Genomic DNA, 23,163 nt, shown 5'->3' on the forward strand with positions numbered 1-23,163 from the left:
GAAAGCCCTGCTGTATCCCGCCTCCCTCTTGCTTTTGCAGATGATACATGCTAGACTGACTCGTAGGAGAAAAGTCGGAGCAGAACATTTCTTCTCTTACGAGTGAGTGGCATTCTTTCATCGCTTGCGACCTTCCTTCGAGCTCATACACGCTTTTGGACTGCCAGTGCATGGCTCAAATGAGCCGCGAAAACTCGTACCAGAAAGAGTTGAGAGAGAAAATAAGGAAAAATGACCGCATCGTCGAAGATCATTTCCTTTCCACAAACAGGGGCTGCTGAATGGGTCGAGAGTTATGTGAAAGAAGTGCTTTCCAAACATGACGAGTCCACAGTGGAAGCCTATCAACGGATTTTGCGCCACTTTACCACCTGGGTGGTTGAGTTGCCAGGCCATGAAAAGCGCTTTCTCCCGACACAGCTTACACCAACATCTATTGAACTCTATCTTTCCACTCTCCGCGATCAGGGCTACAGTGTGAGTCATCGCAGTCGCGTGAAATCGGTCTTGAGTGGCTTCTGCCAGTGGCTCATGGAGGAGAAAGAGGCCATCCGCCGCAATCCCACTCGTGGTATCAAGATGCCAACTCAGCAGATTCTGGCTCCCCGGATTCTCGAACCTGATCAGAGGTTTGTCCTGCGCACTCTGGTAGACCAGGATGAAGACCTGCGAGGAAAAGCCATCTTTGCGCTTGGCTACTGGGCTGGATGCCGGGTGAGCGATGTAGCTCACCTGTTGATGGAGCATACGCATGTTGGACCCAAGATCGGGTGGCTGCGAGTGGGACACAAAGGGGAGAAGTTTCGCGAGATCGATCTTCTCAACGAGGTACGCAGGCCACTGAACGCCTATCTCTTGCATGGAGGGAGAGATCGGGAGAGTCCTTACGTCTTCACCTCCCAACGCTCTCCCCAATTGACCGAGGCAGGTATTCACCATTGGTTTCGTGCCCTCAAGCGAAACGCCACCAAAGAGCAATGGGAATTGATTGCGGATGTGACGTTTCATGATCTGCGCCACGACTTTGCCCATAGAGCCCGTGAGGCGGGATGGTCGCTAGAAGAGCTGGCCTACTACCTGGGCCATGTGACCGTGAAGGGGATGCCTGCCATTCAGACAACCATCCGCTACACCCAAGTCAGCCGGGCACACGTGAAAGAAAAACTGAAACTGTTGAAGGGATAGCACATTCTCATAGAGAAGAAACGACTGAAGAGAAGGAAATCATCACTACCGTTATGTCTCTCGATTTTGTCATCGCGGGTACCAAATTTGCCGCGCCAACGTCTTTGCATGCCCTCGTTCATCGGCAGCGGTTACATGAGGTGCTCACTACGGGGCTTCAGTATCCTTTGACGCTGGCCTCGGCTCCTGCTGGCTATGGAAAAACCAGTCTCTTGTCTGAGTGGTTCTTGACCACTCGGGCGCACAGGTCCTGCGCCTGGGTCTCGCTGGATGCCTCTGATGATGAGGTCAATCGGTTCTGGCTGTGCGTGTTCCTGGCACTCCAACGCTGTGCTCCTGATCTGATGACGCCTCTCCTCTCCCTGCTGCAGACGCAACGCATGCCTCCTGTGCAGGATCTGCTCTCCCTGCTGATCAATCGGCTGCTGGAAGAACCGGAGGCTCGCTATGTGCTGGTCATTGATGACTATCACCTGATGACTGCACCTGCCATCCATCAAAGTCTGACCTCTCTGATCGAGCGGCTTCCCCCACAGCTCTGCCTGTATCTTTCGACCCGTATAGATCCCCCATTGCCTCTGCATCGGCTGCGGGCTCGTGGGCAGCTCCTGGAAGTGCGGGTGCACCACCTGCAATGCACGCCTTCTGAAGCCAGCGCCTTTCTCCAGGAGGTGATGGGACTTGCGCTGACCAACGAAGAGGTCGAAGCGATCACGCAGCGGACCGAGGGCTGGTTGGTCGGAGTGCAACTGATCGCACTCTCGTTACAGGGTCAGGCCCGCCTCTCTGATGTGTTAACACGTGCCTCTGGTACTCAGCGCTCCATTCTGGACTATTTCACCGAAGAAGTGCTCAGGCAACAACCAGAACGGCTCCAGACGTTTTTGCTGATCAGCAGCCTGCTGGACCAGTTCTGTGTTCCTCTCTGTGATGCACTGTGGGAAGAGGGCCAAAGCCAACAGATGCTGGAGCACCTGGAACGTCTGCACCTGTTTGTGGTGGCATTGGACGCGCAAGGAACCTGGTACAGATATCATCACTTATTTGCAGAAGCCTTACGCCGTCGCCTCCATCAGTCCACTTCGCAGGAGCAGATCGAGGCCCTGTATGGGAAGGCCAGCGCCTGGTATGCTGAGCAAGGGTTGCCGCATGAGGCCATGCACTATGCGGTGCGCAGTCGTGATTGGCACCACGTCATCGCACTGCTTGGGCGCTTTATCCGCGACCTGCAAGGGCGACCAGGCTCGATCCACATGATGGAGCAGTGGATCGAGCAATTACCCGCTGACCTGTTTTCTCAGGACCCTCGCCTCGGACTGTTTGCTGCCTGGTTGTGGTACAGTTGGGGGGATTTTCGGACCGCTGAGGGATGGTTGGACCGGACAGAAAGCGCGCTCGCTCAGATGCCAGAGGGGAACACACGTGGGCAGCTCTTCGCAGAAACCCTCGCCTTCCGAGCCGTGATCAAAGGATTCTATGGGAATGTGCAGGAGATCATCGCGCTGTCCGAACAGGCAAAGCAATTGCTTGACGATGACAATAGCTATGTTCGTGCTCTTCTGCACAATGCCCAGGCGCTCGCATTTCTGGCTCGTGGCGAGGCCAGCGCGTTATGGCAAGCCCTCCAGGAGGCCATGGCTGCCTATGAGCAAGCGGGGGTGATGGTCATCGCATCCTGTTTGTCCTGTATAGCTTCGTCCTATCTGCTCATGCTGGGACAGTTGAAGCAAGCTGAGCAGGAGCTCGCCCTCCTTGCCTTGGAACCCTGGGAGCAACCGCTCGCACGGGGATTGCTGGCTGCCTCTCAGGCGGCGCTGTTGTACGAACAGAATCAGCTGGAACAAGCGTTTGACCAGGCACAACAAGCAGTACACCTGCTGGAGCAAGCTGGTTCCATGCTGCTTGTGGATCGAGCCTATGTGGTCCTGATGCAGATCTTCCTGGCGCGCCAGCAGTTCGATGATGCTTCAGAGATCCTGCAGCGCTTGCTCACCCTTCCTACCTACCGTGACAATCGCTATGCACAGACCTGGTGCCTCTCCGGTCTGCAGGTTCGGCTCTGGCTGTCCATGGGCAAACAGGACGTCGCCGTGCAGTGGAGGATGCGCTCTCAACAACACGTGCCCCTCCCTTCAGTTTTTGCGCAGGAGCGAGAGGCAGTAGCAGGTGTGCGGGTCCTGCTGGCCGAACGGCGAAGTGAAGAGGCACGCCATCTGCTTGCTACCTGGCTGCCCCGGGCGCGTTTGACAGAGCGTCGTGAGCAGGTGTTAGAAATGTGCCTGCTGGAAGCGCTGGCTTGTCAGCAGATGCGGCAAGAACAGCAAGCGTTGCAGGCGCTCGAAGAGGCCCTCTTGATCGGGGAACCGGAAGGTTATCTGCGTCACTTTCTCGATGAAGGTCCCCACCTGGTGCCTCTGCTGAAACGCAGCCTGGAGCAGCATCGGAGGCCCTATGTGGATCGCTTGGTCGAAGCGTTTCTGCAAGAAGAGAAGAGCAGGCATGAGAAGAGCGGCCCTCCCTCTTCCGCTCACCAGCAAGCGCTCATTGATCCGCTCACTTCTCGTGAGCAAGAGGTGCTGGAGTGGCTTTCGCAAGGAGCCTCCAATCAGGAGATCGCGCAAGCCCTGGTGATTGCCCCAAACACCGTCAAGCGGCACGTACAGGCCATCTTAGCAAAGTTGGGTGTACGCAACCGCACGCAGGCCGTCGCACGCGCTCAGCAGCTTGATCTCCTTCCCCAAAAAGCCGACTGAAGCACCGATGCCGACTTCATCGTGGAAGAGTCCGGCACGAATAGTCCCAAAGGGTCATACTCCTCCCTGAACAAAAATGACTCCAAATGATCACGCTTTTTTGTGGAACCCACAGTATACTGTCCATTGTCGCCGACGAGGAGCGATGTTTCCTCGGCTCAAGCGAATGGAAATACAGAGACAATAATGCATATGGACAAGGAGAAATCAATGACTTCCTCATCATCGAATCGTGTCTGGTTGATTACAGGGTGTTCAAGCGGATTTGGACAGGCTTTTGCCCAGGCGGTGATTGCACACGGAGATCACCTGATCGCTACCGCCCGTCATGTCGAGCAGATCGAGGCTCTGGCAGGTGCGCAGCCAGATCAAGTGCGAGCACTCGAACTCGATGTCACGAACGCGCGACAGGCCCAGGAGACCGTGAAAGCCGCACTGGACACTTTTGGGCATATTGATGTGCTTGTGAACAATGCTGGCTATGGACTCTTTGGGGCTTTTGAGGAACTCTCGGAGGCACAAATTCGCCAGCAACTGGAGGTGAATTTGTTGGGAGCCATGAACGTGACGCGGGCAGTCCTGCCGTCTATGCGCGCTCAGGGCTGGGGACATCTGGTGCAAATCAGTTCACTGGGAGGGCTGGCTGGCTTCGCTGGAAACTCTGCCTATAGTGCGAGCAAGTTCGCTCTGGAAGGGTGGTCGGAGGTACTTTCCAGGGAACTTGCGCCATTTGGCATCAAAGTGACAATTGTTGAGCCTGGTGGTTTTCGTACCGAGTGGGCTGGTCGTTCTATGATCAAGGCGGCACCGCTAGCAGCATATGACGTCGTGATGACAGAACGACGTGCTGGCATGGAGCTTGCGAATGGGAGACAGCCTGGCGATCCTGCTCGTGCAGCCCAGGCTCTCATCGCGGTGGTCGAGTCAGAGCATCCTCCCTTGCGGCTTCCTCTGGGGACCGACGCCGTCACGATCATCCGGCAGCATCTGCAGCAACAACTGAACGATCTTGACCGCTGGGAGTCCTTATCGTGTTCTACCGATTTTCCTCGCCACTGAGAGGGTTCAGCACTGATGCAAAAAAATCAACAGGAGGAACAGGAGAGAGGATATGTCAAACATTGCTGGAAAAGTTGTCGGTATTACGGGTGCAAGCAGTGGCATTGGCGAGGCAACGGCGTTGTTGCTAGCTTCGCACGGTGCGAAAGTCGTCCTTGGGGCGCGTCGGTCGGATCTCCTTGAGGCTCTGGCGACCCGCATCGTAGATGCAGGAGGTGAAGTCGCCTATGCGCGCACAGACGTGAAACGGCGCGAAGATCTTACCAATCTTGTTGGGTTAGCATGTGAGCACTTTGGGAAGCTTGATGTTCTCATCAACAATGCTGGCATTGGGCCGATTTCCCCCCTCGACGACCTGCGCGTAGAGGATTGGGAGGAGATGATCGATGTCAACATCAAAGGCGTTCTGTATGGCATCGCGGCAGCGCTACCTGTCTTCAGCCAGCAGGGATTCGGGCATTTCGTCAACACCGCTTCTACAGCGGGCCACACGACTGTACCAAACATGGCAGTCTATTCCGGCACGAAGTTCGCCGTGCGTGCCATCTCCGAGGGTTTGCGCCAGGAAGCTGGCGACAAACTGCGTGTGACGATCATTTCGCCCGGCTTCGTTCAGACGGACTTCGCGGAATCTATAACAAGTGCGGAGATGAAAGCCCAGATCGTCGCCTCGCGCGACAAGTTCGCGATACCACCGGACGCGATTGCCCGCGCTATTGTGTTTGCGATTGAGCAGCCAGCCGATATTGATGTGAACGAGATTGTTATCCGTCCCACTGCGCAGGGGTAACTGGCTCTTCAGGGAATCACACCTCGTGAGAGTCATAGTTTCACTCAGTCAAGGGAAAGGGAAGGAAAGAAGGAACCTATGCCACAGACAGATCAACCTTTGAACCAGGACATTATCAGAGATTTTCGTGAGAACAATGGGCACATCAGAGGCACATCCCCATTGAGTGAACCCTTTAAGGGCGTGCAGCTTTTGCTGCTTCATACCAGGGGCGCACACAGTGGATTGGAACGGGTGAACCCCGTGGCCTACCTTGCCGACGAAAACCGTTTGCTCATCATTGCCTCTGATGCTGGAGGACCAAAGCATCCTGCCTGGTTTCGCAATGTGCTGGTGCATCCCGAGGAAGTGAGCGTTGAACTGGGAACAGAGACCTTTGCGGTACGGGCAAAGGTTCTTGAGGGCGAGGAACGAGAGACCTTTTTTCAGAGAATGTCCGCCCTCTTCCCTGTTTTCCTTGATTACCAACAGAAAGCGTATCCGCGCTTGATCCCAGTGGTCGAGTTGATTCGTCAAACAGGAGAGCTACTATGAACCAATCACACGAACTGCACGTCATTTTCGGAACTGGTCCGGTCGGGATCTCGCTCGCTGAAGAACTGCTTACCCGAGGCAAACGGGCCCGTCTCGTCAATCGAAGCGGAAAGGGAGAGATCCCCACTGGGGCAGAGCTGGTTGCTGGAGATGCCTCCAGACTCGACATTGCGCAGGAACTCAGCCGAGGAGTTGCTGTCATCTACAATGCCACCCATGCCCCTTACGAGCAATGGCCGGAGATTCTTCCCCGCTTACAGGAAAATATGATTGAGAGCGCTGCTGCTGCTGGAGCGAAGCTGGTCATGATCGATACGCTCTACCTGTATGGAGAAACTCATGGACAGCCGATGACAGAAGCCACACCTTATGCGGCCACCTCACGCAAAGGCCGTCTCCGTGCCGAGCTCGCCTGGGGCTACCTGCAAGCGCATCGCACAGGCAAGGTCCGCGTGACCATCGGGCGGGCGGCTGATTTCTTCGGGCCGCGTGTCCTCAATTCGTCGCTGGGCCAGTATGTCTTTCCGGCAGCACTCTCTGGTCGGCCAGCCTTGACGCTTGGCAACATTGATCTTCCTCATAGTTACAGCTATATGCCTGATATCGCGAAAGGCCTGGCTGTGCTCGGAGAACGAGAGGAAGCACTGGGACGAGAGTGGCACCTACCCGTACCACCAATCATCACAACACGCGAGGTCCTTCAACACATTGGCAAGGAGCTTGGGCTTGGACAACTTCCCCAGGTCTTCACTGTTTCAACAATAGAACAGGCCAGGGCAGCCAACGTCTTTGATGAGACCTTTGCCGGCGAGTACGAAGAACTGTTCTATCAATATACAGAACCCCAGATCGTAGATAGCAGCACCATTGAGCAAGCCTTCGGTTTGCAGGCCACACCATGGGAGGAAGCGCTTCGGAACACTATTCGCTGGTATCAAGAGCGAAATCGTTCATAACCCGGTAATCCCTTACATACGGGATCTGCTACTTGCATACACGGCAACCATCCTTTAAGAGGATCGGATATATGATGACTCTGCTTCATACATGTGCACGTCCACTTGTAGGGACTACTGGAATTTGAATATCGACACAGAATTGCATGTTTTTATCCTACAATAGGAGGCTATGACAATGCTTCACACGACAGCACTTGTTCTGCACATTCTCTCGGCGATTGCTGTCTTTGCCAGCCTCGCCCTGGACTGGCTTGCTACCGCCGGTCTGCGCCGCGCCGAGCGCCTCCAGGACGTGCGGCCCTGGGTCTGGGCGCTGCAGGTCTCTGCGGCCTTTGGCCCCTGGGCACGGATCGCAGTCCTGGGCTTCGGGCTCTTCCTGGCGTTCGACGCCTGGTCCTGGCAGGGCTGGATCATTGTGGCGCTGGCATCCTGGCTCGCGCTGGTCTTGCTCGGTGGGGGGGCCTTCACCGGGCGGACCCTGCGGCAAATGGTTGCGCTGGTCAACACGGAGGAGGCTGACGCTGCCGCCCCCTTTGCGAGCCAGGTGCGTGTGCCGTGGATGTGGGTGCTCGTCTTGACGCGTCTGGGGCTCGCGGTCGGCCTTGTCTTTGATATGACCCTCAAGCCCTCGCTGGTCATTGGTGCGATCATGGTGCTTGTGGGTGCAGGAGTGGGACTGGCGCTGAGCCAGCGGCCCTCGAACGCATCATATTGAGAAGGAGAGAGAAAAATGAGTGAAGCAATTGGATTTATCGGACTTGGCAACCTAGGTTTCCCAATGGCTAGCAATCTGCTCAATGCCGGGTATGGGCTCTGGGTGTACAACCGCACTAAGAGCAAAGCCGGGCCGCTGGTTGAGAAGGGCGCGCACCTGGCGGCGCGACCCGTTGACGCAGTGACGAGAGGGGGGATGGTCGCGACCATTGTGTGGGATGACGCGGCATTGGAAAGCATCGTCATGAGCGACGGTTTTTTTAGAGCAACTGGGACCAGGTGGGATACATCTTTCGATGAGCACGGTGCTGCCTGAGACGGCGAGGAAGCTGGCGGCACTGCACGCACAACGTGGCTCTAGCTATGTCGCGGCGCCTATCTTTGGTGGATCAGAGGCGGCTGACGCTCGCCAACTCTGGATTCCCATTGCCGGTCCGCAACAAGCCAAAGAACGCGTCCGACCGCTGCTTGAGGCGATGGGGGGAATGGGCATCTTCGATTTTGGCGAAGAGGTTGGTGCGGCAAATATTGTCAAGCTCGTTGGAAATTTCATGATCATATCGGCTCGACACACGATGGGCGAAGCGCTTGTGATGGCTGAGAAAAATGGAGTCGATCCAAAAGCGGTGATGGATATGCTGGCAGACCCATCATCCCCGTTATTGCCTTCTCCCATCTATCGGAACTATGGCAAGAGGTTCGCCGAGCGATTTGTGTCCTCTCACGGGAACTCGGTCTCGCTGAAGGATGCGGACCTCTTCCAGAAGACAGCGCAACAGGTGGAGTCGCCCACGCCCATCGCCGGTCTTTTGCTCGATCTTTTGAGCGGCGCTGAAGGAAGAGGGTAGATACCATAGCAGGTTTGGTGGAATGGGTTTACTCAAACTCATTCCACCAAACCTGCTATGGTATCTGGACACGACTTAAGCGGATTTCATATGAGAAGCCTCCTTTTGACTTATTGCAAGCAAGTCAAGAAGAGGCTTCAGCGTAGCGCTGCTGAGCGTCCGTGATTGCTTTGATATTTTCTTCCGCCCAACTGATAAGAGCAGTCAGCGGTTCGCAGATGGTTTGCCCCATAGGGGTTAAGGCATACTCAACACGCGGAGGAACCTGTGCATAGACAGTACGCTGCACCAATCCATCTCGTTCCAGACTGCGCAGTGTTTGGGTAAGCATTTTTTGCGAAATTCCCCCAATTTGCCGATGAAGCTCAGCAAAGCGCCGTGGCCCATCCGCGAGCAAACCAATAATCAGGGTCGTCCATTTATCAGCAATCACATCGAGGACATGCCGTGTAGGACAGTTTGCCTCATACACACCTCGGGAAAGAGTAACTATTTCCATCTGGTAACTATCTCACTTTTTGGTAAGTACCCCACTTTTAAGTGCCTTCTTGCAAAAAGAATGCTGCTATCTTATAGTAACTTCTAGAGATTGCACTGTCAACCTCTTCACAACGAAAACACGAGGACCTTCCCTCGTGAATGACAACAAAAAAAACGACGAGAGAACCTGAAAGGATCTTCCCCATGTATGCTCTTACTGGTGCCAGCGGCCAGCTTGGTCGCCTTGTGCTCAAACACCTGCTCACACAGGTTCCAGCAAACCAGATTATCGCCACCACCCGCGATCCGCAAAAGCTCGCGGATATCGCTGCCCAGGGAGTGAGAGTGCGTCGCGCTGACTTCTCCGATCCGGCAAGCTTATCAGCGGCCTTTGCAGGAGCGACCAGCCTGCTCATCATCAGTACGGACGTCATCGGCCAGCGCGTCGCGGGACATCAAGCAGCAATAGCCGCTGCAATAGCTGCTGGGGTAAGTCACATTGTCTACACTTCGGCCCCAGGAGCCGACCCGAACGCGTCACACCCCCTCCTCGCTGAGCATGGGCAGAGCGAGGTCGCTCTGGCAACTTCCGGTGTGAAATGGACAGCGCTCCGCAATAGCATTTACGCCGAGAACCTCAAGGATTTCGCCGGTGCCTTGCTCGTCAATGGACAATTGCTCATTCCGGAGGGCTCCGCCAAACATAGCTGGGTTACACGCGAGGATTGTGCACGCGCAGCCGCTGGGGCGCTTCTTGGCAAACTCGCAATCTCTGGTCCAGTTGATGTCACAGGACCAGAAGCGCTCAGCTTTGCGGACGTTGCACCGCGCTTATCTAGCGTTTCCGGCCAGACAATAACTGCGCAAGTGCTACCAAACGACGAGATCATTGCTCAGATCGTTGCGAAAGGCGTACCTGCGGAATCAGCTGGCTTTATCGTCGGATTTACGAGCTGGATTGCTCAGGCTGCGCCTACAACGCCCACAGACACCGTAGAACAAGCAAGCGGGACCAAACCTTCTCCCGTGGATGTGGTCCTGCGTTCCGCAGTCACCGCCTGAGTAAGGGTGCCAAGATTACCGGGGTAGCGCTTGGCGTAGGTTTTACCCCCGGTAATCTTGGCACCCCTATTAGCTGAATCCCACAGGCGTACCGTTCCGTCAACAGAGCCAGTAGCAAGTTGGTGTCCATTGGGCGACCAGGCGACAACAGTAATTTTTTTGCATGGTCAGCTAGACTAAAGAGTAGCTTTTGTCACGCCATATTATCTGAGAAATCTGTTATGCTGACAGAGCCTTCCATCGTAGCAATTTATCTGGGGAGCGTCAATTTTTTTACGATAAATGACAAAGAGTCCAGCAGAAATAGTCCCAAAGGGTCATACTCCTCCCTGAACAAAAATGACTCCAAATGATCACGCTTTTTTGTGGAACCCACAGTATACTGTCTATTGTCGCTGACGAGAAGCGATATTTCCTCGGCTCAAGCGAAGTCACAGGTGAGCAGAGAGATCAGCTCTATGCTAGGCAAGCGGCGCTCTACCCTGGATTCGCCGACTATCAAGCGAAAACAACGCGCCGGATTCCAGCGATTGCTCTGCAACGCTGAGAAGAGAGATAGCAAAAAAGCAGTTTCAGTGTATCACAGATCGTGATTACTGTAGTTTCAATGAAAGTAAAGAGGGATTTCTCTATGGTATCGCATTCAACGAAGGAATATAATAATCTGCCAGCCACAGCAGCAGGAACGTTCACCCTGGCCGAGGATCTGACGGTCACGCGCATGGGGTATGGTGCCATGCAGTTGGCCGGCCCCGGCGTCTTCGGGCCACCCGCCGACCACAATGCTGTCGTGGCCGTCCTGCGTGAGGCGGTGGCGCTGGGTATCACGCACATCGACACCAGCGACTTCTACGGTCCGTACGTCACCAATCAGATCATCAAGGAAGCTCTGCACCCCTACCCGGATGGGCTGCACATCGTGACCAAGGTCGGATACTTGCGAGACGCCGAAGGAAACTGGCTGCCGGCGCTTGCGCCTGAGCAGTTGCGCCAGGCCGTCCATGACAACCTGAGTCATCTCGGACTCGATGCACTCGATGTCGTCAACCTGCGCGTCGGAGGGCTTGACGGTCCCACTCCTGGCTCGATTGCCGAACCGTTCTCGGTCCTCGTTCAGTTGCAGCAAGAAGGGTTAATCAAGCATCTCGGTCTGAGTACCGTGACCGCCGAGCAGATCGCCGAGGCACAGTCCATCGCGCCAGTTGTGTGTGTGCAGAACTTCTACAACCTTGCCCACCGGGACGACGACGATCTGATCGACGCTCTGGCCGCACAGAACATCGCCTACGTGCCCTACTTCCCGCTTGGTGGCTTCTCCCCTCTTCAGTCCGACACATTGAACTCGGTCGCCACTCGTCGGGGCACCACACCGATGGTTATTGCGCTGGCATGGCTACTCCACCGCTCACCAAACATTCTGCTCATTCCGGGCACTTCGTCCGTTGCACATCTGCGCTCCAACATCACCGCAGCCGCACAGACTCTTTCCGAGAATGATTTGGCAGAACTGAACGGCCTTGCCTCGTGAGCACGATCATGGCGAAACCGGTGAAGAGAACGTCGTAGGTTGTCTCTCACCAGGCACATCCTGGGCCTACCTCAACAAGGCTCATACAAAGTCGATGAAAGCTAGAAGAACGGAGGAGCATAGTATGATGAGCGAACCCTTTACCATTCATGTGGCTGAAGATGTCCTGATTGATCTCAGGCAGAGGTTAGCCAGCACGCGCTGGCCTGATGAACTTCCTGATGCGGATTGGGACTATGGAACCCACCTGTCGTATTTGCAGCAACTCGTCAGATACTGGCACGACAGCTATGATTGGCGAGCCCAGGAACGCTTGCTCAATACCTTCCCTCAATTTAAAACGGAAATTGACGGGATCCAGTTGCACTTTCTTCACGCGAAGGGGAAAGGAACACACTCCCTCCCACTGCTCATCTCACACGGCTGGCCTGGGTCCTTCTTCGAGATGTACAAGATTATTGGCCCTCTGACCGATCCTGAAAGATTTGGTGGAGATCCCGCTGATGCCTTCGACGTCGTTGTGCCTTCGCTTCCTGGCTATGGCTTCTCGGGCCCGACGAAGGTGCGCGGTGTCTCTGTCGCACGTATTGCAGAGGTCTCTGCCTCGTTCATGCAAGACCTGGGCTACGAACGCTTTGCCGCGCAGGGAGGTGACTGGGGCAGCGCTATCAGCTCAGTGTTAGGGAGATCCTATCCCGACAAAGTCGTTGGCATTCACCTGAATTTTCTGCCATCACGCTTAAACTATAAGGAGGAGGATGCCACAAATGAAGAAGAAAGGCGCTGGCGCGAACGGCTAGCACGATTTAGTACTGAAGGGTCTGGTTATTCTCGTATTCAAGGAACACGTCCCCAAACGCTGGCGTATGGCTTGAATGATTCCCCAGTCGGCCTGGCAGGCTGGATCATTGAGAAGTTTCGCGCCTGGAGCGATTGTCATGGTGACATCGAGAGCGTCTTCACGAAAGATGAACTCCTCACCAATGTCATGATCTATTGGGTCACTCAGACCATCAACTCCTCGACTCGTCTCTACTACGAGACCTCTCAGCAGGGCGAACTCCTTACTGGGCGAGTTGAGGTTCCAACCGCCGTTGCAGTTTTCCCGGAAGAAATCGCTATGCCACCACGTTCGCTTGCTCAACAACACTACAATATCCAACGTTGGACACAGATGAAAGCTGGAGGACACTTTGCCGCACTGGAGCAGCCACAGGCATTGGTTGAGGACATACGGGCCTTCTTCCGCCCACTGAGAAACTAAACTCTTCACCAGCAACCATAACGCTTCGGCCTGCCAGGCATGTGGCAGGTCGTAACCTACTAACAAAAGACCTTTACACATGTGAAAGGATTGACTTGAATGTCTCTCAGCACCGCATTTGAACATCACACTGCTCAGGTCGGCGATGTCACTATTCATTACGTTCGCATGGGCAATGGCGCACCCTTGGTCTTGCTCCATGGTTGGTACTTTGGCTCGAAAGAAGGACTCTTTCAAGCCGTCGTGGCTTTTGATCGCAGCAGGCTCGCTCAGGCGATGCAGGGGCCTCCAGAGCATCTGGCCGAACGCCTGCTCAAGAATGCCCTGGGTGATCCTGCAGGGAGAGATCACGACCTCTTTGTGACTCTCTTGCGTTCCTCTGACTATCCTCCCGCAGCCTCGTATATGCGGACACTGCTAGATCTTCTCTCGGCTGATCTTGCCACGCAAACCACTGCCTCCGATGCCGAACTACGTGCTGATCTCGTCGTGGCACTGATCACAGGAATCGTGGTCCTGCGGCGTCTGGTGGGCAAAACGTCCCTCTCCGAAGCGACGACAGAGGCTCTGCTTCCCTCCTTCCAGCACGTGCTCTCAGTTCTTCTCCCTGATGTGGGAGCCGGAGATTTGTCCAACAAGTAAACAAGTGTTGACAAACAGAGAGGAACATGGTATCTTTTACATGTAAACATTTGTTTACTTGTTGGGAGTATTGATATGAGAGACGTTCTGGAAAGGATAGAGGTGATGACTAATTACATGATGGTCAAACAGCAGGTGGCCGACTTTGCTCAATTTCAAGCAGCGTTTGACCAACTGTTGCCAATGCGACAGCGGTATGGCCTGATCGATATCGGCACGTTTCGTGCCGCCGAAGAACCTGATACCATCATCGTGCTCATGGAGGTGACTGATCTCAGGCGCGCCAGGGAATACTGGCATTCGCAAATTCTGGCGGAGGGTCGGAAAAAAGCCAGGGTGGTCGGTCCTCTTGAGGCTGGAACTGATCAGGTCTGGCTCACTGATGGCCCTGTGATTGAGCGTTGACGTATCTGTGCAAAAACTCGAAAGGAGATTTTCGGATGACCACAGAATCGGTTGTATTCCCGCCGATACTCGTTCCACCTCCCAGTGATGATCACCTCATCTGGGAGGTCTGGCTTTCTAGTCAGCACTTCTCAGTGCTCACGGTTACCGAGGAACTCGGCCTGTTTCCTTTGCTGGCACGTTCACCCGCTACAGCTGAAGAGGTTGCCCATTCGCTCACATTAGCATTGAGCAGTACACAAGCTTTACTCGGTATTCTCACCTCTCTCGGTTTTCTGGCGCAGCACCAGAAGCATTTTCATCTTACGGAGGTATCGCGCACCTACCTGCTCCCTGACAGCCCCTACTACTACGGTCCTGCGTTGCATCTGTTTTGTAAGCAGCCAATGGCTCATGAGACCTTACGTGCTGTATTGCAAAACAGACAGACCTTGACCACTTTTGATGAGGAAGTCGGCAATATTGCGGACGCCATGCAGGCGGGGGATATTCCTTCTGCAAGGGCTGAAGCTCTTACACAGGTCGTGTACTGCTATTCTCTTCCGGCAGCTCTTGCAGTAGCACAATCAGGGAATTTTGTCGGTGTACGACGACTGCTCGATGTTGGCGGTGGCTCGGGGTGTTTTTGCATCGCTCTCGCTCAACACTATGCAGAGATGAGCTTTTGTATTCTGGAACTCCCTTCCATCTGTCCCATCACCCAACGCTACATCGCTGCTTATGGGTTGGAGCACCGCATCGATACCAGGGCCGCGAACATGTTTCTTGATGCATGGCCAACCGGCTACGATGCAGTCTTCTTCAGTAATATCCTCCATATGTGGGATCGGCAGCATTGTCTGCAACTTGTTCGTCGGAGTTTTGAAATGCTGCCGCCTGGTGGTCGCATTTACTTGCATGAAATGCTCCTCAATGAGGCGAAGGATGGCCCTCTCACCGCAACAGACTTCTCTCTGCTCGCGTTCTCGATGTCTCTACAAGGTCAACAGTATAGCGCCAGGGAACTCACAGATCTCTTAAGGGAGGCAGGCTTCACTCTGCCTGATATTACAGCTACTTCCACGTCCTATTCGCTCATTAGCGCATTGAAACCTGTGTGAGGAGAGAACGATGCAAGTGGATATCTATCCAACATTTAAAGCCGCTGTCGTCCAAGCCGCACCGGTCTGGCTCAACCGGGATGCGACCATCGAAAAGATCGAAGCGCTGACGACACAGACGGGGTGTGCAGGAACAGCCCTGGTGTTTTTTTTCAGAATCGTTTTTGCCTGCTTTTCCAGCCTGGAATCTGCTTCATCGCCCTTCGGATCAGCCAGGTTCTTTCCGTCGTCTGTACGACAATGCCTTGTTGATCAAGAGTTCAGCATTTCGGAAACTGGCGGAGATCCCACAACGATGAGTGATCTCCCTCTCTGTGGGCGTCTCTGGTCGTGGCCCATGTTCATGCAGTGGCCTGCCTGTGACGAGAGAGAGGTGAGCGCGCGAGGCAGGGTGGCTCTTGGCGAGCGCCAACCAGGGCCGTCACGATCACGAAAAAACAGCAGGAAGAGCCGAGAAGAGAGAGAGAACATTGCAAATAGATTGAGATGGCGTTTTGAGGAGGAACATGCCTATCATCTCACTCGTCCCGAAATCGCTCGTGACGTGGTTTCTGTGACGAAAGAGCTGGCCGACCTGCTTGGCATTTCCCTCGTTGAAGGGAGAAGCGAGAGCGAAGACTGATCCGAGAGTGAGGAGCGTGCCTTATGCGTTCCTCGCCATGTCTGGTTTGATGGCTTTCGGCTGAAAGGCAATGTCATCTCGCAGTGCTCAACCCGAAGCTCCATATGTCAACCGCTCAGTTACGCGCTAATCGTGACCCGATGCGCGTAGAGGCTCTGAAGAAAAGCCGGATACCACAGACGTATGAAGTGAGGCGATGCTCTTGCCTCTTCTGGTCTTTCTTTTGAGCAGACTCAAAACTTTCCATGAACCAGTTTTTGCTCTGCCCATTCTCTTGCTTCTCTGACTTCACAAAAACGGGTGAATTCCAGATACTCGTCATTCAGACGATACGGCTCCTCATGAAGCTTCTTCCATCGACATCTTGTAAATGAGATCTCTCCACATGCCTTTTTGAACCATTTTTGGGCTTTTCGGAAGATGACGTGGTTCTCAGAGCCTGATTGTCGCTTTGCCCGAACAGCACCCCGTCTCCTAAGTGGCAAGAAACCAGGCGGCCTGGATGATAGCTGGTTGCATCCACGCCAAATTCCGAATACTCCCTTTGTGTTCTTTGGGTGAAGGTGGCTCCAAAAGGGGTTTCGTTTGAAAGATCCCTGATGATTACTTCACGCCACTCTTCTGATCAGGGGTATAGGCATCCAGCGGAGTAGTGACGGCTATACGCCGCGTCCCGTCCGATAACGTCACCACTTGATAGGCGTTGTGCTCCTGACCAACGGGCGAACCCGAGGGATCGAGATTTTCGAGCACGAGATGCCCTACCCAGATACCAGGCACCTCGACCTCGGTGACAATATCACGAGCGCGCACGCCAGAGACATTACGGGACAGGTAAAATTGCCGACCGAGTTTGAAAAAGTCGCGGGTTTGCTGCGGCTCGCTAATGGCCTGACAGCCCAGAGCCGTTACTGCCAATGCGGGATAGTTGTAGATGTTCGCAAGACCATCAAAGTCACCCTCTGTGAGATACTTCGTGTAACGAGTAAAGAACTCCTCGATGGATTCCGTTGCATGAGCGATGGGTTCCATACCTCTCCTCCTTTGTATTTTCACAATGTCGTCTATTCTCATAATGTAGTACAGAAAGCGGTGAGAAGATGTCCTAATATCGAGCGTGCGAGCAAGAGATGTGAAGATCAGTGCAGATCAATTGGGCTTGCTTCACTCATCATCTGCATCACCAAGCTGAGTCGAAGGGATGCGTCAGAACTGAGAACAGAGGAAGCAACAACATTGGGCGGCGGCTCGTCCTCTCTCCGGTGGTGTTGTAAAGAAAAAGCTGATCTGCTACAGTGGAGAGAAAAGAGGTCCTTATCATGAGCAATCACAGCCAGCATCCCTTCAAATGGCGTTACTTCCAGTCTGACATCATTCTCCTGTGTATCCGCTGGTATTTGCGCTATGCGCTCAGTAGTCCACCGCACTAGATTTGATGCGTAGCACCTTCTTGAGGAACCTCACCATGTCAGCTCCTCGAGTGATCAACGTCGATAAGAACGCGGCCTATCCCAAGGTTATTGCGGACCTCAAAGCTTGTGGAGTGCTTGCCGAATCGGTCGAACTCAGACAGGTGAAATACCTTCACAATTTGATTGAGCAAGATCATCGCTTCATCAAACGCTTGACCGAACCTGGTATGGGCTTCCTCTCATTTGAGACTGCTTGGCGAACCTTACAAGGCTTCGAGATGATGAACATGCTGCGGAAAGGGCAAGTCGGAGGAGTGAGCAAAGGAGACATCAGCAAGCAAATTACCTTCATCGCTCATCGGTTTGGAGTAGCTGCCTAAGCTGAACAGGACGAGGGGGTTCATGCCCCCCCTCATATTTTCCCAGAGTTTTTGCAACACAGCCCATGCGGATGCGTCTCGCTCTCATGGGAGTGTTCTTCTGCTGGGGCCAATGGTTGTTTCTGGGGATGCTGATGAGAAGCATCGTAATCCTGCGTAGGCATAGATAAATCGCTCCTTTCTCTCTCTGTGTTCGACAACGTCCGTTTTCCTTCGGCAAATGGATCACGTGCCTCTTTCTCTGCTGCGGGCTCCGCGCAGCCAAGTAGAGCTCTTCCTTTTTGCGTGAAGGCACCTGCCATCCGACGAGGAGGACGAAGACGATGAGTATCGCCGCCTCACAGAGAGGTTCTGTGAGGCGGGAACGGATAGGGAGAAACGCAAGCAGGCCGCTCTTGTCTCTCCGGGTGGACGAAAAAGGCAGAAAGAGCCGGGCTATATCCTTTCAGGAATGACGTTGCCAGCACTTTTTTGCTGCTCTCCTCTCGTAGAGGATGAGCCTTGCAGGGAGTCAAGCTCGAAAACCGGGTGGGTTTTCGCCACCGTGATGAACTCATTCAAGGAAGAAGCGGCGCTCAGGCCAAGATGTTGGCGCAGAGCATTTCCACGTATCCCTTGAGAGGCGAGAAGTGGTCCCAGGATCTCCTTGATCACCGGCCCGGCTACCTCTGGGGCCAATTCCACCGCAGTAAATGCCTGGCTCTTGCTGCCCAGGCTCAGGATGCCTTCTCCTGCCACACGGAGATTGCGCACCCAGTTCCCCTCGCCGTGGGTAGCCATCAAAAAGCGACGACCATTGTGTTCGTGCAGATCGATGGGAATGGTTCGAGGCGTGCCCGTTCTGCGCCCACGCACGGTGAGTAATATCATCGGTCCCAGAATCGTCACGCGAATACCCAGATGGAGCAGCACTTTGATCCCCCAGTTAACGACGGAAACCACGCCTGATGGCCCATGGGAAGACCTCCCATGCCGTCTGAGGTGATTTGTCCGCATCTGATGGATGGCGAACATCAAAAGGATCATAAACACTGCCATAAGAAGGATCATTCCCCCCGTCATGAGAGGGGTCATCGGTGGCAAAAACATAGCGTATACTCCTTTCAGATGAACAGTTTGTTTTGTAATGGATATACCGTTCGTTCTATATATACCGGGTGGAGTCCTTTCCCATCAAGAAGCAAATGCAAGGATTTGTTCAGTAGCGCACAAACGACCAATTTTGTATGATAAGGAGTATCTGTCCAGTGAAACAAGACAAACGAGATCGCCGCTCCCAGCGCACCCGGCACCTGATCACGACCGCCATGTTGGAACTGGTGTTTGAGCAACACTACGAGACCATTACGGTTCAAGATATCCTGGATCGGGCGGGGATCGGGCGCTCCACGTTTTATACCCACTTTTTCGATAAGGAGGATGTGCTGAGCAGTATCGCGGAGCAGATGCTTGAGATGTTTCGCCAGCAACTCTCTCAAAGGAAGGAGGGAGGAACTATTGTTCCAGTTCTGGAGATGTTTGAGCACGTCCAACAGCATGAGCAGTACTTTCGAGCCATGTCGCGAGGCCACACCGGAGAGGTGTTCTGGGAGGCAGCACAGATCGCTTTAAGCAAAACCATTGAACAGGCTTTGAGCACAGTCTATGCGGAAAACGCTTCCCCCGCGATTTCCTGGGCGGTGATCGCCCAATATCTCACCGGGTCTCTTCTTACCCTGTTGAAATGGTGGCTCAAGGCCGAGATGCCCTATTCCCCAGAACAGATGGAGAAAATCTTTCAGCAACTGGCTTTGCCTGGGGTATGGGCCACTGTCGGAGCAGAGAATACTTCTCCATGAGGCGGTCTTTTCTGATCTGGTTGCGCATCCCGTGGGGATAGCGTTTCCAAGAAACATACTGTTATTGTTAGAGAGGTGAATGAAACCGGGAATGAAACCTATAACACACATAGAGGGATTATCTATGCAGTGAGATGGTCACCCGATGGTAGGCAACTTGCTTCCGCCTCTGGTGATAAGACGGTGCAAATTTGGGATGCTGAGGATAATAAGCATAAGTACACGTATAGAAAGCATTCTGAAGGGGTTCGCGCTATAGCATGGTCACCTGATAGCAGACGTATTGCATCCGCCTCCGACGATAAGACGGTGAAAGTGTGGTGGGTAGCATAGTATTGAAAATAATTCATTCCCACAATTCAGCAGAGGGAAAAAACAGCGTGTGCTATTATTGCAAAGTATATCCCATACAGAAAAGATTCGCACAGATCAGTAGACCCAGAGTCACAAACGAAGGAGGGTCGTGTTTCCCACATGACAACGAGCGAGGGAGCGTAAACCCCGTTTCCTCAAATAATGTCCATGTCTGTCCGATCTCTCTTCCTCTGGGGATGGCATCGGAGGTGTGACGTGCTTGCAGCAGACACCACCTCGTCCAATGCGTCATGGCGAAGGTTCATCCTTCTGGGGGTCTCCTGCTCGTGTTGAGCGAGCAGGAGAAGCAGCGCTTCGACATCTTGCGCGTCCGCTATCGCAGATCAGCATCACCCGCTTGCGATCCCAACGGTCGATGAACGCGCCTGCGGGCAGACAGAGAAGAGCAAAAGGCAAACTATCCAGCGCGCCAACCAGGCCGGCCAGAGTCGCTGAGTGTGTAATGCCCAGGACCAACAGCGGAAAGGCCAGCAGCGAAACCTGGCTGCCGACGCTTGAGAGGAGTTGGCCGCTCCAGAGCAGCATAAAATCGCGGTTGCGCCAGAGCGACGGAGAGCGCAGCGTATCCGCCACTGCTGCTGGCGTTACAATGAGTTCAGAAGAGCGCGAGCTTTCCGCGCCGCCTGGTTGATCGTGTATTTGAGTCATATTCATTGCTCCATCAAAAAACGGGAAAACAGCAGTCACGCTCAGCAAAAAGATTGACCTCGACAGCAAAGCGCCTCTCTTCCCATGTCTCTGTGACCCCAGTACCTGCGCTTTCCTCATCAGGCCAACAACTGCCTGACGAGCATAGACGACGCAGATGGCCAGAGTATACGGGAGCAGGAAGAGTTACAAGCGTTTCCCCGCAACGATTGGGCAGACGGTGCCATCCCTATGAAGAAGCAAAGTATGAACAGGTGTCTGCGCGAATCGCATCTCTGATAGTGCTACCAGGATTGGTAGCTTCGAGGGGTCGCGAACGTCACAACGAGCATGCACTATGCAGTAAGGGTACAGGAGCAACTAGGCCCTGCGTTAAGGAAGAAGCCTCGTAGCCGCAAAGTAGATAAGTGCGGCACAGTTTTTACGCGATGGTGGTTTGAGAAAAATGAATTCCTTTTATTTGAGAGATGATTCATCTCTTCCATAGCTATGTGTGTCCCTTGATCTTCTCGCTCGCTTGAGCAGGAAAGTGAACCGGGAGGCTTTGTTCCAGATGTATCCATTGCGCATGTTGATAGCGCTGGTGGAGCACCACACTCGCGAAAAAGACCACCCCCCCCCAGTTGTACAGACCCACAAGGGCAGCGCGAACGAGACCAGCAGGACTCCGCCAAAGCTGCCAGCAAGCACGCTATTGATGATGGCGATCATTCCTGCCATCGTGAGGAAGCCCTGCAGCCAGGAAGAGCGCATGGCCTCTTGCTGCAGGGTTTCTTCCCCATCATCATGCGTCGAAAGGATAAAGTACGGCTGCATCTGAGGCGCGTACTCCAGGTAGAGGTGCCGGATGCGATTGATGCCGCGCGCATAGGTCAGATCCGCTTTGCCCACTTGCAAAACGCGCTCAAAGGTGAGCAGTCCCATTAAAAAGAGGGTCGGAAGCACCACCAGGCTGAACACCAGAAAGGCCGTTCCCAGGCGAGAGAGTTGCCCCACCAGGGCAAGGGCCACCAGGGCAGAAGACACCGCTCCCACAAAGAGGCTGGCACGACCACTGGCTTCAGCAATCGTCATGGATCTGCCCGTTTGCAGGTTGTAGTGTTCCGTCGTCATGATGGAGACGAGCCGTGGGTCCAGTTCCAGAGGAGTGCGCTCGGATGGAGATTGCTCCATTGTTGTCTGCTCCATTTCTCTTGCTCTTCAGCTTCTAGCCAACAATGCGCTGGATCTTGATGAAAAGAATCACCCGCGCATCACCCGGCGGGCGTCTCACAACGCCATATTTTGCTGCCAGGGTCAGGTAAAAAGCCCCGGTAGGATCAGGTTCGATCCGCTCCACCGTCCCACGAACCTCGACATAGGTATATGGCTCGTCAAGATCCAGGATCGAGAGAGCTACCCGTGGATCACGCACGATATTCCGATATTTCTGGCGAGCCGTCGTATGAGTGAGCTTGAGATACTCCCCATCCCACAAAAACCACATGGGAGAGGACTGCGGCGCACCAGTAGAGCCAATCGTCGCCAGATGGGCAAAGGCCCTGGAGGAAAGCACTTTCTGCACTTTGGGATGCGTTACGTCAATCATGAAAAGAAGCCTTTCTTGGATGGAGTTGGTGCCTCACCGATGGTGAGAACCATCTTGCCACGGACATGGCCTTCCTCCAGCAACCGGTGTGCTTCACTGGCGGCTGCCAATGGCAGTGTGCGGTCGAGATGGACCGAAAGCTGTCCGGCATCAACCATCCGGGTCAGCACGGCAAGTCGGTGTGCATCGGGGCGACCGTAGACGGGGCGTGCGGTGATCGCACGTTCGAGCGGCAGATCTGCGGCTTCGGTCAGGTGGGCCAGGCGTCCCCCATCGTGCAGCGCATCAAGGCTGCGTCGAGTAGTCTCGCCCCCTATACAGTCAAGGACCACATCTACACCAGCAGGGTGGGCAGCACGCACCGCCTGGACGAAATCGGTCGTGGTGTAGTCAATCACCTCCTGAGCACCCAACATACGCAGGAAATGATGGTTGCGTGCGCTGGCTGTGGCGATGACGTAGGCGCCCAGGCGGGTCGCCATCTGCACGGCCAGGGTGCCGGTTCCTCCTGCTGCGGCGGTAATGAGCACCGTTTCGCCCGCTCGCAGCCCCAAGTCTTCGGTGATGGCTTGATGCGCTGTCAGTCCGCTAATCGGAATGGCCGCTGCATGGGCGGCATCTATGGAGTGGGGCCTCCGCGCTACCAGTGATGCTGGAGCGGCGACATACTCGGCATAGTGACCGACCTGGCGCACATACCCGTAGACGGCTTCGCCCACAGCGAAGCCAGTGACGTTGGTTCCTACCTGCTCAATAGTGCCAGCCGATTCCCAGCCGAGCACCAGGGGAAACGAACTCTCTCCCATCTGGCCGCGCCGGACTTTGACATCCCAGAGGCCGACTCCAGAGGCCTGGATTCGTATCAGGACTTCACCGGGACCGGGAACAGGTTTGGGCATCTCCATCAGCGTCAGCCGCTCCGGTCCTCCGAAGGCCGTAATAGCTACGACCTGCATACGTTGCTGCTTGCTCATCTC

At 54.4% G+C, this 23,163-nt stretch carries 27 protein-coding genes and 1 pseudogene; 20 read left to right on the plus strand and 8 right to left on the minus strand.

Annotated features, from left to right (window positions below; genetic code table 11):
- The first annotated feature begins 231 nt into the window (after positions 1–231).
- The 9 genes from K3T83_RS49270 (at position 232) to K3T83_RS49310 (ending at position 8,842) form a co-directional block, all read left to right on the plus strand.
- Complete coding sequence (locus K3T83_RS49270) at positions 232–1,185, plus strand: tyrosine-type recombinase/integrase (RefSeq protein WP_220210485.1); 954 nt, start codon at positions 232–234, stop codon at positions 1,183–1,185.
- Positions 1,186–1,238: 53 nt separating this feature from the next.
- On the plus strand, positions 1,239–3,938 hold the full coding sequence (locus K3T83_RS49275) for a winged helix-turn-helix domain-containing protein (protein WP_220210486.1): 2,700 nt from the start codon (positions 1,239–1,241) through the stop codon (positions 3,936–3,938).
- 210 nt (positions 3,939–4,148) lie between these two features.
- Entirely contained in the window at positions 4,149–4,997 is an 849-nt protein-coding gene (locus K3T83_RS49280) for an oxidoreductase (protein ID WP_236065249.1), read from the plus strand.
- Positions 4,998–5,049: 52 nt separating this feature from the next.
- Positions 5,050–5,787, plus strand: coding sequence for an SDR family oxidoreductase (locus K3T83_RS49285; protein ID WP_220210488.1), 738 nt, complete (start codon positions 5,050–5,052; stop codon positions 5,785–5,787).
- 78 nt (positions 5,788–5,865) lie between these two features.
- Positions 5,866–6,321: a nitroreductase/quinone reductase family protein gene (locus K3T83_RS49290; RefSeq protein WP_220210489.1), complete on the plus strand. Its 456-nt coding sequence runs from the start codon at positions 5,866–5,868 to the stop codon at positions 6,319–6,321.
- Positions 6,318–7,277 carry an NAD-dependent epimerase/dehydratase family protein gene (locus tag K3T83_RS49295; protein ID WP_220210490.1) on the plus strand — a complete coding sequence of 320 codons (960 nt, stop codon included), beginning with the start codon at positions 6,318–6,320 and terminating at the stop codon, positions 7,275–7,277. Before K3T83_RS49290 ends, K3T83_RS49295 begins: the two co-directional genes overlap by 4 nt.
- Before the next feature lie 172 nt (positions 7,278–7,449).
- Positions 7,450–7,995 (plus strand): hypothetical protein, encoded by a 546-nt coding sequence (locus K3T83_RS49300; protein ID WP_220210491.1) that lies wholly within the window; start codon positions 7,450–7,452, stop codon positions 7,993–7,995.
- A gap of 15 nt (positions 7,996–8,010) precedes the next feature.
- Positions 8,011–8,310: an NAD(P)-binding domain-containing protein gene (locus K3T83_RS49305; RefSeq protein WP_220210492.1), complete on the plus strand. Its 300-nt coding sequence runs from the start codon at positions 8,011–8,013 to the stop codon at positions 8,308–8,310.
- Positions 8,291–8,842, plus strand: a complete 552-nt coding sequence (locus K3T83_RS49310) for an NAD(P)-dependent oxidoreductase (RefSeq protein ID WP_220210493.1) — start codon at positions 8,291–8,293, stop codon at positions 8,840–8,842. The genes K3T83_RS49305 and K3T83_RS49310 overlap by 20 nt, the downstream gene beginning before the upstream one ends.
- A gap of 124 nt (positions 8,843–8,966) precedes the next feature.
- Here K3T83_RS49310 and K3T83_RS49315 read toward each other — a convergent pair whose 3' ends face one another.
- On the minus strand, positions 8,967–9,341 hold the full coding sequence (locus K3T83_RS49315) for a winged helix-turn-helix transcriptional regulator (RefSeq protein ID WP_220210494.1): 375 nt from the start codon (positions 9,339–9,341) through the stop codon (positions 8,967–8,969).
- A gap of 185 nt (positions 9,342–9,526) precedes the next feature.
- Here K3T83_RS49315 and K3T83_RS49320 point away from each other — a divergent pair, with 185 nt between their 5' ends.
- Positions 9,527–10,384 carry an NAD(P)H-binding protein gene (locus K3T83_RS49320; protein ID WP_220210495.1) on the plus strand — a complete coding sequence of 286 codons (858 nt, stop codon included), beginning with the start codon at positions 9,527–9,529 and terminating at the stop codon, positions 10,382–10,384.
- On the opposite strand, the gene K3T83_RS58300 is transcribed toward K3T83_RS49320, so the two are convergent.
- Positions 10,285–10,539 carry a WD40 repeat domain-containing protein gene (locus K3T83_RS58300; RefSeq protein ID WP_220211118.1) on the minus strand — a complete coding sequence of 85 codons (255 nt, stop codon included), beginning with the start codon at positions 10,537–10,539 and terminating at the stop codon, positions 10,285–10,287. The two genes, K3T83_RS49320 and K3T83_RS58300, sit on opposite strands and share 100 nt — an antisense overlap.
- Positions 10,540–10,733: 194 nt before the next feature.
- On the opposite strand from K3T83_RS58300, the gene K3T83_RS49330 reads away from it, so the two are divergent.
- From K3T83_RS49330 to K3T83_RS49360, 7 genes are all read left to right on the plus strand, one after another.
- Complete coding sequence (locus K3T83_RS49330; RefSeq protein WP_220210496.1) at positions 10,734–10,931, plus strand: nitroreductase/quinone reductase family protein; 198 nt, start codon at positions 10,734–10,736, stop codon at positions 10,929–10,931.
- Between the two features lie 84 nt (positions 10,932–11,015).
- Positions 11,016–11,912: an oxidoreductase gene (locus K3T83_RS49335; RefSeq protein ID WP_220210497.1), complete on the plus strand. Its 897-nt coding sequence runs from the start codon at positions 11,016–11,018 to the stop codon at positions 11,910–11,912.
- A 124-nt stretch (positions 11,913–12,036) separates the two neighbouring features.
- Positions 12,037–13,176 (plus strand): epoxide hydrolase family protein, encoded by a 1,140-nt coding sequence (locus tag K3T83_RS49340; protein WP_220210498.1) that lies wholly within the window; start codon positions 12,037–12,039, stop codon positions 13,174–13,176.
- A 99-nt stretch (positions 13,177–13,275) separates the two neighbouring features.
- Complete coding sequence (locus tag K3T83_RS49345; protein ID WP_220210499.1) at positions 13,276–13,818, plus strand: TetR/AcrR family transcriptional regulator; 543 nt, start codon at positions 13,276–13,278, stop codon at positions 13,816–13,818.
- 105 nt (positions 13,819–13,923) lie between these two features.
- Positions 13,924–14,223, plus strand: a complete 300-nt coding sequence (locus K3T83_RS49350; RefSeq protein ID WP_220201713.1) for a hypothetical protein — start codon at positions 13,924–13,926, stop codon at positions 14,221–14,223.
- 35 nt (positions 14,224–14,258) lie between these two features.
- Positions 14,259–15,323 (plus strand): methyltransferase, encoded by a 1,065-nt coding sequence (locus tag K3T83_RS49355; protein WP_220210500.1) that lies wholly within the window; start codon positions 14,259–14,261, stop codon positions 15,321–15,323.
- Between the two features lie 10 nt (positions 15,324–15,333).
- The gene (locus K3T83_RS49360) at positions 15,334–15,945 is read left to right on the plus strand and encodes a hypothetical protein (protein WP_220210501.1); all 612 of its coding nucleotides are present in this window, start codon (positions 15,334–15,336) and stop codon (positions 15,943–15,945) included.
- Positions 15,946–16,548: 603 nt separating this feature from the next.
- Here the strand turns inward: K3T83_RS49360 and K3T83_RS49365 are convergent.
- Positions 16,549–16,977, minus strand: coding sequence for a DUF6841 family protein (locus K3T83_RS49365; RefSeq protein ID WP_220210502.1), 429 nt, complete (start codon positions 16,975–16,977; stop codon positions 16,549–16,551).
- A 430-nt stretch (positions 16,978–17,407) separates the two neighbouring features.
- Here K3T83_RS49365 and K3T83_RS49370 point away from each other — a divergent pair.
- A pseudogene (locus K3T83_RS49370) lies at positions 17,408–17,737 on the plus strand (DDE-type integrase/transposase/recombinase); the annotation flags it as partial.
- Between the two features lie 435 nt (positions 17,738–18,172).
- Here the strand turns inward: K3T83_RS49370 and K3T83_RS49375 are convergent.
- Entirely contained in the window at positions 18,173–18,826 is a 654-nt protein-coding gene (locus K3T83_RS49375; RefSeq protein WP_220210503.1) for a nitroreductase/quinone reductase family protein, read from the minus strand.
- A gap of 158 nt (positions 18,827–18,984) precedes the next feature.
- Here K3T83_RS49375 and K3T83_RS49380 point away from each other — a divergent pair, with 158 nt between their 5' ends.
- Both K3T83_RS49380 and K3T83_RS58305 read left to right on the plus strand, forming a co-directional pair.
- On the plus strand, positions 18,985–19,575 hold the full coding sequence (locus K3T83_RS49380) for a TetR/AcrR family transcriptional regulator (RefSeq protein WP_220210504.1): 591 nt from the start codon (positions 18,985–18,987) through the stop codon (positions 19,573–19,575).
- A 75-nt stretch (positions 19,576–19,650) separates the two neighbouring features.
- Positions 19,651–19,908 carry a WD40 repeat domain-containing protein gene (locus tag K3T83_RS58305; protein ID WP_373324715.1) on the plus strand — a complete coding sequence of 86 codons (258 nt, stop codon included), beginning with the start codon at positions 19,651–19,653 and terminating at the stop codon, positions 19,906–19,908.
- A gap of 270 nt (positions 19,909–20,178) precedes the next feature.
- On the opposite strand, the gene K3T83_RS49390 is transcribed toward K3T83_RS58305, so the two are convergent.
- The 4 genes from K3T83_RS49390 to K3T83_RS49405 form a co-directional block, all read right to left on the minus strand.
- Positions 20,179–20,598: an MFS transporter gene (locus K3T83_RS49390; RefSeq protein ID WP_220210506.1), complete on the minus strand. Its 420-nt coding sequence runs from the start codon at positions 20,596–20,598 to the stop codon at positions 20,179–20,181.
- Between the two features lie 456 nt (positions 20,599–21,054).
- Positions 21,055–21,786, minus strand: a complete 732-nt coding sequence (locus K3T83_RS49395) for a hypothetical protein (RefSeq protein ID WP_220210507.1) — start codon at positions 21,784–21,786, stop codon at positions 21,055–21,057.
- A 19-nt stretch (positions 21,787–21,805) separates the two neighbouring features.
- Positions 21,806–22,186, minus strand: a complete 381-nt coding sequence (locus K3T83_RS49400; RefSeq protein WP_220210508.1) for a PPOX class F420-dependent oxidoreductase — start codon at positions 22,184–22,186, stop codon at positions 21,806–21,808.
- Positions 22,183–23,160 (minus strand): NADP-dependent oxidoreductase, encoded by a 978-nt coding sequence (locus tag K3T83_RS49405; protein WP_236065250.1) that lies wholly within the window; start codon positions 23,158–23,160, stop codon positions 22,183–22,185. The genes K3T83_RS49400 and K3T83_RS49405 overlap by 4 nt, the downstream gene beginning before the upstream one ends.
- Between the last annotated feature and the right edge of the window lie 3 nt (positions 23,161–23,163).

The organism is Reticulibacter mediterranei (assembly GCF_016587455.1).